Consider the following 13,964-nt stretch of genomic DNA (forward strand, 5'->3'; position numbering starts at 1 on the left):
CCACGTACGAGAACAGCAGGGCAACCACCAGGGAGTCGACCATGTGCGGAATCGTGGCCTACATCGGCCCGAAGGACGCGACCACCTTCCTCCTCGAGGGCCTCCAGCGGCTGGAGTACCGGGGCTACGACTCCGCCGGCGTCGCCGTCCTCGGCAAGTCCGGCGCCCTCAAGGTCTGCAAGACCAAGGGCCGGGTCGCCGACCTCGCCGCCGCCCTGCCCGCCCGCTTCAAGGGCACCACCGGCATCGGCCACACCCGCTGGGCCACCCACGGCGAGCCCAGCGACGCCAACGCCCACCCGCACACCGACAACGCCGAGCGCATCGCGGTCGTCCACAACGGCATCATCGAGAACGCCGACGAACTGCGCGCCAAGCTCACCGCCGAGGGCGCGGTCTTCCGCTCCGAGACCGACACCGAGGTCCTCGCCCACCTGGTCGCCGCCCACCTCGGCGACGGCGAGGGCCAGCTGGAGGACGCGGTGCGCGCCGCGCTCAAGCTGGTCGTCGGCACCTACGGCATCGCCGTCGTCGACTCCGCCCAGCCCGACCGGATCGTGGTCGCCCGCAACGGCAGCCCGATCGTGCTCGGCCTCGGCGAGAAGGAGATGTTCGCCGCCTCCGACGTCGCCGCCCTGGTCCGCTACACCCGCCAGGTCGTCCACCTGGAGGACGGCGAACTCGCCGTGGTCCGCGCCGACGGCTTCCGCACCTTCACCGAGGACGCCCGCACCGTCACCCGCCAGCCGTCCACCGTCGACTGGGAGGTCGGCTCGTACGACACCGGCGGCTACGAGCACTACCTGCTCAAGGAGATCCACGAGCAGCCCGCCGCCGTCGAGCGCACCCTCTCCGGCCGGCTCGACGAGCGCTTCGCCACCGCCCACCTCGGCGGCCTCAACCTCGACGCCCGGGAACTGCGCGAGATCCGCCGGGTGAAGATCCTCGGCTGCGGCTCCGCCTACTACGCCGGCGAGATGGGCGCCCAGCTGATCGAGGAACTCGCCCGCATCCCCGCCCACTCCGAGCCCGCCTCCGAGTTCCGCTACCGCAACCCGGTGATCGAGGCCGACACCCTCTACGTCGCGGTCAGCCAGTCCGGCGAGACCTACGACACCCTCGCCGCCGTCCAGGAGATCAAGCGCAAGGGCGGCCGCGTCCTCGGCGTCGTCAACACCGTCGGCAGCGCCATCGCGCGCGAGTGCGACGGCGGCATCTACCTGCACGCCGGCCCCGAGATCTCGGTCGCCTCCACCAAGGCCTTCACCTCCACGGTCATCGCCTTCGCGCTGCTCGCCCTGCACTTCGGCCGGATCCACGACCTCTCGCCCGCCGACGGCCGGCGCATCGTCTCCGCGCTCAAGGCCCTGCCCGGGCACATCCGGCAGATCCTGGAGCAGGACGAGGAGATCGCCGAGCTCGCCGCCAAGTACGCCGACAACGCCGGGATGATGTTCATCGGGCGCGTCCGCGGCTACCCCGTGGCCCGCGAGGGCGCGCAGAAGCTCAAGGAGATCTCGTACGTCCACGCCGAGGCGTACCCCGCCAGCGAGCTCAAGCACGGCCCGCTCGCGCTGATCAGCCCCGAGCTGCCCACCGTCGCCCTGGTGCCCGACGACGAGCTGCTCGACAAGAACCTCACCACCCTCGGCGAGATCAAGGCCCGCTCCGGCCGCGTCCTCGCCGTCGCCCACCGGGCACCCGAGGCCAAGCTCGCCGACCACTGCATCCTGGTGCCCAAGAGCGAGCCCGAGCTCGACCCGCTGCTGCTCAACATCCCGCTGCAGCTGCTCGCCTACCACGCCGCGGTCGCGCTCGGCCGGGACGTGGACAAGCCGCGCAACCTCGCCAAGAGCGTGACGGTCGAGTAGGCCCCTCCTCCCGGTCTAGGGGACGAGGGCGAGCTCCAGGTACGCCGCGAGCAGGGCGAGGTGCACCCCGCCCTGCAGCGGCGTCGCCCGTTTCGGGATCACCGTCAGCGTGCCGACCGCGACGGTGAGGGCGAGCAGGACCATGTGGTTGGCGCCCAGGCCGAGGAGCAGCGGGCCCTCCAGCCAGACCGAGGCGAGGGCCACCGCCGGGATGGTCAGGCCGATCGAGGCCAGGGCCGAGCCGAGGGCCAGGTTGAGGCTGGTCTGCACCTCGTTGCGGACCGCCGCCCGGACGGCGGCGATCGTCTCCGGCAGCAGCACCAGCAGCGCGATCACCACGCCGACCACCGAGGCCGGCAGCCCGGCCGCCGCCACGCCGTCCTCGATGGTCGGCGAGATGCCCTTCGCCAGGCCGACCACGGAGATCAGCGCGAGCGCGAGCAGGACGAGGCTGGTCGCCGTCTCGCGGTTGCTCGGCGGGTCGGCGTGGTCCGCGGTGTCCAGCACGTCGCCGGCGGCCGTGACCGGGAGGAAGTCCTCGCGGTGGCGCACCGTCAGCGTCGCCACGAACAGGCCGTACAGGACGATGGACGCCGCCGCGGCGAAGACCAGCTGCGCCGGGGAGAACTCCGGCCCGGGCTTGGACGTGGTGAACGTCGGCAGCACCATGCTGAGGGTCGCGAGCGTGGCGATCGTCGCGAACGCGGCGCCCGTCCCCTCGGCGTTGAACACCGCCACCCGGTACTTGAGCGCGCCCACCAGGATCGACAGGCCCAGGATGCCGTTGCAGGTGATCATCACCGCGGCGAACACCGTGTCCCGGGCCAGGCCCGCGCTCTTGTCGCCGCCGTCCGCCATCAGCGTCACGATCAGCGCCACCTCGATGATCGTCACCGCCACCGCCAGGACCAGCGAACCGTACGGCTCGCCCACCCGGTGCGCGACCACCTCCGCGTGGTGCACCGCGGCGAGGACCGCGGCCGCCAGGAAGACCGCCACCAGGGCCACCAGCGGCCCCGGCAGGTCCCGCTTCCACGTCGCGAGGAGCAGCGCGAACGCCGCCACCGGAGCGGCCGTCGTCCACTGGAGCAGGAGCGGTCGGTTCGTCGAGGCCATAGCGCCGAGCTTCGCAGATCGCTCCTGCGATGATCGGAATTGACACTCGGTCGGTGCGCGGCGACGGCCCGTCACGGACGTAACGTTCTGCGGGGAGCGGGCGGAAGGCGACGGAGGTCGGGATGGCGGTCGGACGACGGGCGGTCCTGGGAGCACTGGCGGTCGGCGTGCTGGGCGGATGCGGACGCGACGCCGGGCCGCCGGACGACGGACCGCCCGCCGCGCCGCCGGCGACTCCGGCCGCTTCGGCTGCCCCGGCGACACCGGTGGCCTCGGCAGCACTGCCGGCCCGGGCGGCGGTGGTCGACCGGTACGCGGGGAGCCGGCCGGAGAGCTGGGGCACCGACGTGGCGGGCGTGGTGACAGCCCGTCCGGACGCCGCCCTCGCGCTGACCTTCGACGCCTGCGGCGGGCCCGGCGGCGACGGGTACGACGGCGCGCTGGTCGACACCCTGCGGCAGCACGGGGTGCCCGCCACGCTCTTCCTGAACGCCCGCTGGATCGACGCCAACCCCGAACGGGCCCGCGAACTCGCCGCCGACCCGCTGTTCGAGATCGGCAACCACGGCACCGCCCACCGCCCGCTCTCCGTCACCGGCCGTGCCGCGTACGGCATCGCGGGCACCCGCGACGCCGGCGAGGCGTACGACGAGGTCGCCGGCAACCACGCCCGGCTCACCGCGCTGCTCGGCCGGCCGCCGCGCTGGTTCCGCTCCGGCACTGCCCACTACGACGAGGTCGCCACCCGGATCGTCGCCGACCTCGCCGAACAGGTCGCCGGCTTCGCCGTCAACGCGGACGGCGGTGCCACCTTCACCGCCGAGCAGGTCCGCACCGCCCTCGCCGACGTCCCTCCCGGCGCCCTCGTCATCGCCCACCTCAACCACCCCGCCGGAGGCACCGCCCCCGGCTTCGCCGCCGCCCTGCCCACCCTCCTCGCCGCCGGCCGCACCTTCGCCCGCCTCAGCGACTGACGGCCGCCGGCGGCCGGGGCCGCTCCCTGCACGCTGTTCTCCGACGGCCTGCTGCTCGACACCGAGGGCTTCTGACCGGTCCTGCACAGGACACGTCCCGGCGGATATCCGGCTGCGCGGGTGGCGCGCCGTCAGTACGGTGTGCCTTCCCCGGTGGAGGAGGGTGTGGGCGGTGCGGTGGCGGTTGATGCGGGGCGAGGCGCTGCTCGGCGAGTTGGCCGAGGACGGGTGCGACATGCCGTTCTCCACGGCGCGGTTCGAGGCCGGGGCGGGGTGGGGGGAGGTGCGGGCGCACTTCGATGCGTTGAACGCGCTGAGTGGGCCCGATCCGGACGGAGTGAGGACGGCCGCCGTGCTGGGGCCGATCATCGACCTCGGGCTGACCCTGGTGCCGGACGGGGGAGGGCAGGCGCTCGGGGTCTGGCGCAAGGAGGCCGGCGGTACGTGCTTCCTGCGCATCGACGGCGCCCGGGCCCGAATGAGGTACTGAGTGCCCGCGCCGAGGCGGTGGCACCTTCCCGCCACTATCAACCTATAGCCGAGTGGGGGCCTTGCGGCAAGGCCCCCTCGGTGTCGCAGAATGTCGGGCCGAGGCCGGAACCTGCAGAAATGGGTGATTTGCTACACATGCGCGCTGAGCGACTGCACCACGAGGACGTCTTCGACCTGCCCGGGCGGCTCGCCGCCAAGGCGGATCCGGCGCTGATCGGCGCGGACCGGGAGCAGTTCGCTGCCATCGCCGAGAGCCTGGAGCAGACCGTCGCCGAGCTGTCCGAGCGGCTGGACGCGCTGCGCCGCGAGCCGGGCGGGGCGGGCCGGGCGGCGATGGACCGGGACAACGAGATCCACCGGCTGAGCGGCCGGCTGCGGGCGCTGCGCCGGTTCGGGCTGGACCTGTGCCTGGGCCGGATCGTCGCGGAGGGCGACACCGAGCCGGTGTACATCGGCCGGCTCGGGCTGACCGACGGCGACGGGCGCCGGCTGCTGATCGACTGGCGCTCCCCGGCGGCGGAGCCGTTCTTCGCCGCGACCCACGCCAACCCGATGGGCCTGGCCAGCCGCCGCCGCTACCGCTGGGCGCGCGGCCGGATCAACGACTACTGGGACGAGGTGTTCACCGCCGACGGTCTCTCCGGGAACGCCGCGCTCGACGACCAGTCGGCGTTCATCGCGAGCCTCGGCTCCAGCCGCTCGTCGCGGATGCGGGACGTGCTGGCCACCATCCAGTCCGACCAGGACGCGATCATCCGGGCGGGCTCGCGCGGCGCCCTGGTCGTCGACGGCGGCCCGGGCACCGGCAAGACGGTGGTGGCGCTGCACCGCTCCGCGCACCTGCTGTACTCCGACCCGCGCCTGGGCCACCGCCGCGGCGGGGTGCTGTTCGTCGGCCCGCACCAGCCGTACCTGGCGTACGTCGCGGACGTGCTGCCGAGCCTCGGCGAGGAGGGCGTGCAGACCTGCACCGTCCGCGACCTGGTCGACGAGGGGGCGGTCGCGACGGTCGAGCGCGACCCGGAGGTGGCCCGGCTGAAGGCGTCCGCGGAGCTGGTGAAGGGCATCGAGGCGGCCGTCCGGATCTACGAGGAGCCGCCGACCGAGGGCATGGAGGTCTCCACGTACTGGGGGGAGCTCTGGCTGAGCGCCGACGACTGGGCGCGGGCCTTCGACGCGCCCGCACCCGGCACCCCGCACAACGAGGCACGGGCGCAGATCTGGGAGGAGGTCGTCACGCTGCTGCGCGACAAGCTGGAGGTGGACGAGGAGGAGGGCGAGGTCCCGGCCGCGCTGTTCCGCCGCTCGCTGCGCGAGAACCGGGAGCTGGTCACCACCCTCAACAAGGCGTGGCCGATGATCGAGGCCACCGACCTGGTCGGCGACCTGTGGACCGTCCCCGCGTACCTGCGGCTGGCCGCGCCGTGGCTCGGCCGGGAGGAGATCCGGCTGCTGCAGCGCGAGGACCCGCAGGCGTGGACGGTCTCCGACCTGCCGCTGATCGACGCCGCCCGGCAGCGCCTCGGCGACCCGGAGTCGGCGAAGCTCCAGCGCCGCCGGGAGGCGGCGCTGGCCGCCGAGCGGGAGCGGATGTCCGGCGTGATCGACCACCTGCTGGACGCGGACGACGACGGCGAGGGCGTGGTCACCATGCTGCGCGGCCAGGACCTGAAGGACAGCCTGGTCGACACCGATGCCCTGCCCACCGCCGACCCGGACCGGCTGGCCGGCCCGTTCGCCCACATCGTGGTCGACGAGGCGCAGGAACTCACCGACGCCGAATGGCAGATGCTGCTCCGGCGCTGCCCGTCCCGCAGCTTCACCATCGTCGGCGACCGGGCGCAGGCCCGGCGCGGCTTCACCGAGAGCTGGCAGGAGCGCCTGGCCCGGGTCGGCCTCGACCGGATCGAACTGGCCTCGCTGCGGATCAACTACCGCACCCCCGAGGAGGTCATGGCGGAGGCCGCGCCGGTCATCCGGGCCGCCCTGCCGGACGCCAACGTGCCGACCTCCGTGCGCAGCAGCGGCCTTCCGGTGGTGCACGGCCCGGCCGCCGCGCTGGAGACCGTCGTCGCGGACTGGCTGGCCGCGCACGACGACGGCGTCGCCTGCGTGATCGGCGCCCCCGGGTACCCGGAGAGTGCGCGGGTGCGCTCGCTCACGCCGTCGCTGTCCAAGGGCCTGGAGTTCGACCTGGTGGTGCTGGTCGACCCGCAGGCGTTCGGCGAGGGCATCGAGGGCGCCGTCGACCGGTACGTGGCGATGACCCGGACGACCGGGCAACTGGTGGTGCTCACCACCGGCTGACGGACGGCCGGCGGCTCCCGGGTCAGTCCTGCCAGTGGAACAGCAGGGTGTCGACGGTCAGCGGCACCCGGGAGCCGAACCAGTACACGGCCAGGTCGGTGACCAGCACGCCGCCCGTCTCCCCGTCGATCCAGCGGAACCCGGCCGCCTCCAGCGCGGGGCGTGCCGGGTGGTCGTCGTCCTCGGCGGTGACGAACCGGCCGAGGGTGCTGACCAGGACCTCGCCCGCCGCCAACGGGTAGACGTGGTAGGTGCCCTCGCCCTGGCCGTGGTGGTCGCCCGCCTCGACGGGCGGGGCCGGGTCCAGGCCGGCGGCGGCCAGGGCGGCCGTCGCGCGCTCCAGCTGCGCCGGTACGTCGACCGGCTCGGCGGGCTCGGCGCAGATCGCCTCGATCCGCCAGCGCGGATCGCTCGGCCGCTCGCACCACGGCGCCCAGGTGCGGACGATCGGTGTCCGCAACTCCTCGTCCAGGCCCGGGACTTCCACCCGGGGCCGACCGAGCTTCGCGTCGATCGCGCGGGTCTCGTCGGCGTCCTCGGTCCGCTGGTGGAGTGCGTACGCGGCCCACAGCGCGGCCTCCACGGTCGGTGCCGCGGCCGCGTACGCGCGCAGCCGATCGAGGTCGGTGAGCCGCTCCTGGGCGGCGAAGGCGACCGTGCGGTCCGGGTCGGCGAGCGCGTCGGTGACGTCCTCGCCGGCGCGGTCGCGCAGCCGGACGCGGGCCGTGCGGTGCTCGGGCGCGTCGGTGCCGAGCCGGTCCAGGACGGCAGCCGTCCCGTACCGTGCCACCAGCGCGTCCAGGCCCGCCTCGCCGGCCTCCCTCCGGCGTGGCCACGGCTGCGCGGCCGCCACGGCCAGCCCGCCGGCCGCGGTCGCGTCGCCGAGCCGTCCGCGCGCCAGCAGGTACGCCTCGGAGAGTCCGTAGCTGCTGTCCCGCTCCCGCTCCGGGTCCTGCAGCCACGGCAGCAACTCGGCCCGGTCGGCGAGCAGTTCGAGCAGCGCGATGCGGACCTCCGGGGTGTCGCGGCCGTCCCGCACCCGGCCCAGCAGCGCGGGCACCCGGCGCTCCGGCACCCGCCCGGCGAGCGCCTCGACGCACGGGCGCCGCCGCCACCACGGGTGCGAGGCGTCCGCGACGTACCGCGCCAACCGGTCGGGGTCCACCCCGGCCAGGCCTTCGCGGTCGACCCGGCCGGCCTGCGGGACGAACGATTCGATCATGCGCATCCCGGCATGGTAGGCCGCGGGCGGCGGAGGCGGTACTCGATTCGTGGCCGGGCCAAGACGCCTTCGGGCAGTGCGTGTTGACATCGCCGCAGGCTGCGCGGGGGCGGGGTCGGAGGCCGGATGCCGGGTGCGCGAGAACTCTTGACGGGGGCTCAGGAGCCGCTTTACGTTTCCATCACTTTGCTGAAAGTTACGGCAAGGTTTTGCAGCTGTCGCCGTCTTCCCACCCACCCGTGAGGAGCTCAACCATGTCCGCAGGTCCCCGACCCCTGTCGAGACGTGCCGCCGCCGTGCTGTCCGGAGCGGGGCTGGTCCTCGGCCTGACCACGGCGCTCGCGGCCCCCGCGCAACCGGCCGCGGCGGCGCCCGTCGCCAACGGCGCCAAGAAGGTCACTGCCGTCCTGTTCGAGTGGAAGTTCGACTCCATCGCGCAGGAGTGCACCCGCACCCTGGGCCCCAAGGGCTACGGCTACGTGCAGGTCTCCCCGCCGCAGGAGCGCATCCAGGGCGGCGCCTGGTGGACCGCCTACCAGCCCGTCAGTTACAAGATCCAGGGCCCGCTCGGCGACCGTACGGCCTTCCGGAACATGGTGAACGCCTGCCACGCCGCCGGTGTGGACGTGATCGTCGACACGGTGATCAACCACATGACGTCCGGCTCCGGCACGGGCACCGCGGGCACCCAGTACAGCAAGTACACCTACCCCGGCTCCTACCAGGACCAGGACTTCCACGGCTGCCGCCGCCCGATCGGCAGCAACTACGCCGACCGCGCCAACGTCCAGGAGTGCGAGCTCGGCGACACCGGCCAGCCCTCGCTGGCCGACCTCGACACCGGCAGCGACTCCGTCCGCGGGAAGATCGCCGGCTACCTGAACGACCTGATCTCGCTCGGCGCCGACGGCTTCCGGGTGGACGCCGCCAAGCACATCGCCGCCGGCGACCTCTCCGCGATCCGCTCCAGACTCAGCAAGCCGGACGTCTACTGGGTCCAGGAGGCCATCTTCGGCGCCAACGAGGCCGTCTCGCCGAGCGAGTACCTGGGCGTCGGCGACGTCCAGGAGTTCCGCTACACCACCGACCTCAAGCGGATCCTCACCAACGAGAAGCTCGCCTACCTGAAGAACTTCGGCGAGGCGTGGGGCTACCTGCCCTCCGGCAAGGCCGGCACCATGGTCACCAACCACGACACCGAGCGGAACGGCTCCAGCCTCAGCTACAAGGACGGCGCGGCCTACACCCTCGCCCACGTCCTGATGCTCGCCCACCCGTACGGCACCCCGTCCATACACTCCGGCTACGAGTTCACCGACCGCGACGCCGGCGCGCCCAACGGCGGCACCGTCAACTCCTGCTACAGCGACGGCTGGAAGTGCCAGCACGCCTGGCCGCAGATCGCCAACATGGTGGCCTTCCGCAACGCCGCCGGCGACACCGCGATCACCAACTGGTGGGACGACGGCGACAACGCCATCGCCTTCGGCCGCGGCGACAAGGCGTACGTCGCCGTCAACCGCGGCGGCGGCGCGCTCACCCGGACCTTCCAGACCTCGCTGCCCGCCGGCACCTACTGCGACGTCGAGCACGGCGACCCCGCCGCGAACGGCGGCTGCACCGGCACCACCTACAGCGTCGGCTCCGACGGCCGGTTCACCGCCACCGTCGGCGCGGGCGACGCCGTCGCCCTGTACGTCGGCGCCGGAGGCGACCCCCGCCCGGGCGACCACAGCGCCACCGTCTACTACTCCACCGACAAGGCGTGGCCGGCCCACTATCTCCACTACCGCCCCACCGGCGGCACCTGGACCACCGTCCCCGGCGTCGTGATGGAGGCCGCCTGCACCGGCTGGGTGAAGAAGACCGTCCCGCTGGGCACCGCCACCGGCCTCACCGCCGCCTTCAACAACGGCGCCGGCACCTGGGACAACAACAACGCCGCCGACTACGCCCTCGGCACCGGCGAGATCACCGTCGCGGGCGGCACCGTCGGCACCGGCAACCCCTGCGGCGACCGGCAGACCACCGCCGGCGCCTCGTTCGCGGTCAACGCCACCACCGTCGTCGGCCAGAACATCCACGTCGTCGGCAACAACGCCGCGCTCGGCAACTGGGCCCCCGCCTCTGCCCTCAAGCTCGACCCGGCCGCCTACCCGGTGTGGAAGCTCGACGTGGACCTCCCCGCCGGCACCGTCTTCGAGTACAAGTACATCCGCAAGGACGCCGCCGGGAACGTCACCTGGGAGAGCGGCGCCAACCGGACCGCCACCGTCCCCGCCGACGGCAGGGTCGCGCTGAACGACACCTGGCGCGGCTGACACCCGGGCCGCACGGTCTCCCCGCCGGCCCGGCCGCCCGCCGGCCCGGCCGGGGCTCGGCGGGCACACCGGTCTCCGGCCGCTCAGCCGTCCAGGCGGAGGGCCGCGCTCGGCGGCATGCCGTAGGCCGCGCGGTAGTGGGCGGCGAAGCTGCCCGCGTGGGCGAAGCCCCAGCGCATCGCGATACCGGTGACGGTCGCCGTCGCGGGGTCCGCGGCGAGCAGGTCGCGGTGGGCGGCGGCCAGGCGTACGCGGCGCAGGTGGGCGAGCGGGGTGGTGCCGAGGTGCCGGCGGAACGCGTACTGCACGGCCCGCGGGGTGACGTACGCGGCGCCGGCGATGTCCGCGAGCGCGATGTCCCGGTCGGCATTGGACTCGATGAACGCGACCGCCCGGCGGACCGTCTCCGAGGTGGAGTCGGAGGAGTCGGCCGGGCGGGCGTCCCGGCCGGAGTGCGGCAGCGCCGCGAGGGCGGCGGCGGCCAGGTGGCGCGCGGCCGTCCCCACCAGCAGCTCGTTGCCGGTGGCGTCCGGGAGGTCGAGGACGTGGTCGCGCACGTAGGCGACCGCGGCGCCCAGCCGCCGGTTCGCCCCGGGGTCGACCGGCCGCGGCCCGGTCAGCCGGACCGGCCCCTCGGTGGGCGCGACCGCCTGCAGCAGCGCGGTGTCGAGCAGGGCGATGGTGTACCGGGCGGCCCGCACCTCGCCCCGGTACGGCAGGTCGGGCGGGGCGATCAGGAAGGTCTCGCCCGGGCCGAAGACCTCCTCGTCGCCGCCGGTCAGGTCCGCCAGCGTCCCGCGGTGCATGCTGACCAGGCAGATCCGGTCCAGCGCCCGGGCGTCGTACGCCATCGTGTAGCCGAAGTCGAGCCGGTCCATCGCCACCGGGCCCGCCGCCCGGCGGCTGATCCGCACCCGCGCGTCCTCGACCGGTCCGCCGATCCGCATCGGCGTGTACGCGGTCGAGAGGAACTCCTCGGTCTCGCCGACGTCCGCACTGTCGAACAGCAGGGAATCCATCGTCTCCTCCACCGTCCCGTCCGGTCGGACCCGCGTCCTTCGCACCCCGACCATACGCCCCCCTCGGACGCGGTGGGGAACCCGTGCGGCGACGCGGGCCCGTACCCCGGGTGCCAGGTCAGCAGTCACCTCCTGAAGTCGGCGTCGTAGCCGGTTCCGATGGTCTGCTCCAGGTGCGTGCGGGCCGTAAGCCGTACGACACGTACTCGGCCAGGCCCTCGATCCACCACAGCGTCGGCGTGCACGTGGAGGCGATGTCGTCACGGTAGGTGACGAACCGTGCCTGGTTGCCGTACGCGGACGGGTCGCCCTCCAGGTACTGGCCGCCCGCGTCGGTGTTGGCGCCGTACAGGTAGCCGGCCAGCCGCCGGTCCTCGGAACCGGAGCTGAACACCACCACCTCCAGCGAGGTGTTCCGGTCGTCGGCCACCGGCTGCCCGGTGTCCACCACGTCGTGGAAGGCGGATCGCGAGCGGCTTGTGGCCGCCGGGCTGTCGCACGCCGGGTGCCTGAACTGTGTCGGCCGCGCGACGCACCGACAATGCGGTGCCCGCCGATTCCGGATACGCAAAAAAACCGCGGCCGGCACCCTCGGCGCCCCGCGGGGCTGCGAAACCGGTTCGCGCCCGGTGGCCGGCATGGCGTAGAGTCGGGTTCACCGACGCGGGGTGGAGCAGCTCGGTAGCTCGCTGGGCTCATAACCCAGAGGTCGCAGGTTCAAATCCTGTCCCCGCTACCAACAGACCGGGCCCGGTGCGCACCAGCGCACCGGGCCCGGTCGCTTTCTCCGGCCGGGGCCGGCGGGCCGTCGGCGGAGCAGGTGTTCGCCGCTGCTGAGTGATCGGTGGCATTCAGTCCGGGCCGGACCAGTCGAAGGTGATGGTCTTGCTGGACTTGCCGGAACGGTTCCAGGCGAAGCCGAAGCCGTCGGCCCGGTCGGTGGTGGCGCGGCCCCAGGTGGCGAGCTGGCCGGGGCCGGTCTCGCAGCCGGGGAGGTTGGTCGACTGGACGCGGGCGCCGTCCGGGGTGGTCGGGCCGGTGAGCGCCTCGGCCCGGGCTTCGAGGCGTCCCGGCACGCTGGCGCGCCAGGTGGCGAGGTCCTCGTCGATCTCCACCTCGATGGGCGCGAACTCCATGCCGCGCACTTCGAAGCCGGCCATGCCGATCAGCTGGGCGGGCCAACTGCCGGCCTGTCCGCTGAAGATCATCTGCAACGCCTGACGCTGCCCGTCGTCGGCCCGTTCGTCGAAGACGAGGGCCGCGTACGAGTCGGAGTGCTCGCCCCAGATGTTGCCGACGAAGGAACCGAGCATCGCCATGTTCAGGCCGTCCAGGCGGACGTCGCCGTAGCTGCCCTCACGGATGTGCCAGATCAGGATGCCCTCGCAGTCACCGGTGGTCGGCGGTTGGGCGAACGAACAAGGGCACGGCACGTCGCACTTGCACACGTCGAACCAGTCACCCGACACACGCCAGGCCGGCACGGCCGTTGCCGCCTGCGTCATCGTCCTCACTCCTCACACAGCCGCGGCCGCGGGCCGAGGGGGCGGAGCGTCGGACGGGTGTTCCCTGTGCGTCCCGCCGCGCCCGGCGGCCAGGATGGGTCGACCTTCTCCTCCCTCCCATGGTGCTCCTGCACCCGTCGTGGCGGCCAGCGGCGGGGGTGTCGCGGTGCCGGGATCCGTGCTGTGCTGGAAGGATCCGACGGGAGTGCGTCATGCGTACGGTTCAGCGGCCGATCACCAACGACCATCCGTTGCGGCCGGGGGTGCTGCTGCCGGCCCGGGAGCTCGCCGTCGCCTGGGCGATCGTGAGCGTGATCGCCGCCCTGGCCTGGGTGCTCACCGTGGGCCAGGCCCTGGACATGGGCGTCGAGCCCGGCACGATGGGGATGGCGCTGCCGCTGTTCCTCGTCCTGTGGCTGGCGATGATGGCCGCGATGATGCTGCCCTCGGTCGCACCGGTCGCGCTGACCTGGGCCAGGGGGATCGGCCGGCAGTCGAGCGGCGCCGCCCGGGCGCTTCGCACCGCTGAGTTCCTCGCCGGCTACCTGGTCGCCTGGACGGCGGTCGGCCTGCTCGCGTACGGCGCGCTCGCACTCACCGGCGACCTGGTCGACCGGAACCCGGACGCGGCCAAGTGGATCGGTGCGGCCGCCTTCGCCCTGGCCGGCCTGTACCAGCTGGGTCCGCTCAAGAACATCTGCCTGCGGCACTGCCGCAGCCCGATGGCGCAACTGATGCACTACGCCGCGTACCGGCCGCGGATGCGCGACCTGCGGGTGGGGCTGCATCACGGCGCGTACTGCGTCGGCTGCTGCTGGGCGCTGATGGCGGTGCTCGTCCCGCTGGGCGTCATGAACATCGCGGCGATGGCGGGACTGGCGGCGCTGATCCTCCTGGAGAAGCTCTGGTACCGGGGACCGCAGCTGGCCCGGGTGGCCGGCGTCGCGTTCCTGGTGCTGGCCGTGCTGGCGCCCTTCCAGGACTGGCTGCTGCCCGGTCTGCAGCCGTCGACGACCTCGATGTGACCCGCGCCCCGCCGCCGCACCGGTCGATCAACGGACCTGCTCCGAACGGGGGACCTGTGGGCGCTGTTCGGGTGACTCCCGGTGGTGGGCCGGCCACCCGGCGCTTCTCCTG

At 73.4% G+C, this 13,964-nt stretch carries 11 protein-coding genes and 1 tRNA gene; 7 read left to right on the top strand and 5 right to left on the bottom strand.

What is annotated here, in order from left to right:
* The first annotated feature begins 41 nt into the window (after window positions 1-41).
* Entirely contained in the window at window positions 42-1,871 is a 1,830-nt protein-coding gene (gene glmS, locus ABEB06_RS35360; protein ID WP_345701018.1) for a glutamine--fructose-6-phosphate transaminase (isomerizing), read from the top strand.
* Between the two features lie 15 nt (window positions 1,872-1,886).
* Here the strand turns inward: glmS and ABEB06_RS35365 are convergent, their stop codons facing one another.
* Window positions 1,887-2,987 carry a calcium:cation antiporter gene (locus ABEB06_RS35365; RefSeq protein WP_345701019.1) on the bottom strand — a complete coding sequence of 367 codons (1,101 nt, stop codon included), beginning with the start codon at window positions 2,985-2,987 and terminating at the stop codon, window positions 1,887-1,889.
* A gap of 122 nt (window positions 2,988-3,109) precedes the next feature.
* On the opposite strand from ABEB06_RS35365, the gene ABEB06_RS35370 reads away from it, so the two are divergent.
* From ABEB06_RS35370 to helR, 3 genes are all read left to right on the top strand, one after another.
* Window positions 3,110-3,961, top strand: a complete 852-nt coding sequence (locus ABEB06_RS35370) for a polysaccharide deacetylase family protein (protein WP_345701020.1) — start codon at window positions 3,110-3,112, stop codon at window positions 3,959-3,961.
* Window positions 3,962-4,133: 172 nt separating this feature from the next.
* Window positions 4,134-4,451, top strand: coding sequence for a hypothetical protein (locus tag ABEB06_RS35375; protein WP_345701021.1), 318 nt, complete (start codon window positions 4,134-4,136; stop codon window positions 4,449-4,451).
* Window positions 4,452-4,588: 137 nt separating this feature from the next.
* Window positions 4,589-6,760, top strand: a complete 2,172-nt coding sequence (gene helR / locus ABEB06_RS35380) for an RNA polymerase recycling motor ATPase HelR (protein WP_345701022.1) — start codon at window positions 4,589-4,591, stop codon at window positions 6,758-6,760.
* Window positions 6,761-6,782: 22 nt separating this feature from the next.
* On the opposite strand, the gene ABEB06_RS35385 is transcribed toward helR, so the two are convergent.
* Entirely contained in the window at window positions 6,783-7,988 is a 1,206-nt protein-coding gene (locus tag ABEB06_RS35385; protein ID WP_345701023.1) for a hypothetical protein, read from the bottom strand.
* 248 nt (window positions 7,989-8,236) lie between these two features.
* On the opposite strand from ABEB06_RS35385, the gene ABEB06_RS35390 reads away from it, so the two are divergent.
* Complete coding sequence (locus tag ABEB06_RS35390) at window positions 8,237-10,303, top strand: carbohydrate binding domain-containing protein (protein WP_345701024.1); 2,067 nt, start codon at window positions 8,237-8,239, stop codon at window positions 10,301-10,303.
* An 83-nt stretch (window positions 10,304-10,386) separates the two neighbouring features.
* Here ABEB06_RS35390 and ABEB06_RS35395 read toward each other — a convergent pair whose 3' ends face one another.
* Together ABEB06_RS35395 and ABEB06_RS35400 are read right to left on the bottom strand one after the other, a co-directional pair.
* Complete coding sequence (locus ABEB06_RS35395) at window positions 10,387-11,322, bottom strand: helix-turn-helix transcriptional regulator (protein WP_345701025.1); 936 nt, start codon at window positions 11,320-11,322, stop codon at window positions 10,387-10,389.
* Between the two features lie 118 nt (window positions 11,323-11,440).
* Complete coding sequence (locus ABEB06_RS35400) at window positions 11,441-11,962, bottom strand: collagenase (protein ID WP_345701026.1); 522 nt, start codon at window positions 11,960-11,962, stop codon at window positions 11,441-11,443.
* Window positions 11,963-11,984: 22 nt separating this feature from the next.
* On the opposite strand from ABEB06_RS35400, the gene ABEB06_RS35405 reads away from it, so the two are divergent.
* A tRNA-Met gene (locus ABEB06_RS35405) sits at window positions 11,985-12,061 on the top strand.
* Window positions 12,062-12,173: 112 nt separating this feature from the next.
* Here the strand turns inward: ABEB06_RS35405 and ABEB06_RS35410 are convergent.
* On the bottom strand, window positions 12,174-12,827 hold the full coding sequence (locus ABEB06_RS35410) for a DUF1326 domain-containing protein (protein WP_345701027.1): 654 nt from the start codon (window positions 12,825-12,827) through the stop codon (window positions 12,174-12,176).
* Window positions 12,828-13,039: 212 nt separating this feature from the next.
* On the opposite strand from ABEB06_RS35410, the gene ABEB06_RS35415 reads away from it, so the two are divergent.
* Window positions 13,040-13,852, top strand: a complete 813-nt coding sequence (locus ABEB06_RS35415; protein ID WP_345701028.1) for a DUF2182 domain-containing protein — start codon at window positions 13,040-13,042, stop codon at window positions 13,850-13,852.
* The last annotated feature ends 112 nt before the right edge of the window (window positions 13,853-13,964 follow it).

Source organism: Kitasatospora terrestris (assembly GCF_039542905.1).
In the GTDB taxonomy this organism is placed as follows: domain Bacteria; phylum Actinomycetota; class Actinomycetes; order Streptomycetales; family Streptomycetaceae; genus Kitasatospora; species Kitasatospora terrestris.

Coding starts and splice junctions, on each gene's coding strand:
- ABEB06_RS35385 (WP_345701023.1), bottom strand. CDS start 7,988: ATGCGCATGATCGAATCGTTCGTCCCGCAGGCCGGCCGGGTCGACCGC.
- ABEB06_RS35415 (WP_345701028.1), top strand. CDS start 13,040: ATGCGTACGGTTCAGCGGCCGATCACCAACGACCATCCGTTGCGGCCG.
- ABEB06_RS35365 (WP_345701019.1), bottom strand. CDS start 2,987: ATGGCCTCGACGAACCGACCGCTCCTGCTCCAGTGGACGACGGCCGCT.
- ABEB06_RS35395 (WP_345701025.1), bottom strand. CDS start 11,322: ATGGATTCCCTGCTGTTCGACAGTGCGGACGTCGGCGAGACCGAGGAG.
- ABEB06_RS35370 (WP_345701020.1), top strand. CDS start 3,110: ATGGCGGTCGGACGACGGGCGGTCCTGGGAGCACTGGCGGTCGGCGTG.
- glmS (WP_345701018.1), top strand. CDS start 42: ATGTGCGGAATCGTGGCCTACATCGGCCCGAAGGACGCGACCACCTTC.
- ABEB06_RS35390 (WP_345701024.1), top strand. CDS start 8,237: ATGTCCGCAGGTCCCCGACCCCTGTCGAGACGTGCCGCCGCCGTGCTG.
- ABEB06_RS35400 (WP_345701026.1), bottom strand. CDS start 11,962: ATGCCGGCCACCGGGCGCGAACCGGTTTCGCAGCCCCGCGGGGCGCCG.
- ABEB06_RS35410 (WP_345701027.1), bottom strand. CDS start 12,827: ATGACGCAGGCGGCAACGGCCGTGCCGGCCTGGCGTGTGTCGGGTGAC.
- helR (WP_345701022.1), top strand. CDS start 4,589: ATGCGCGCTGAGCGACTGCACCACGAGGACGTCTTCGACCTGCCCGGG.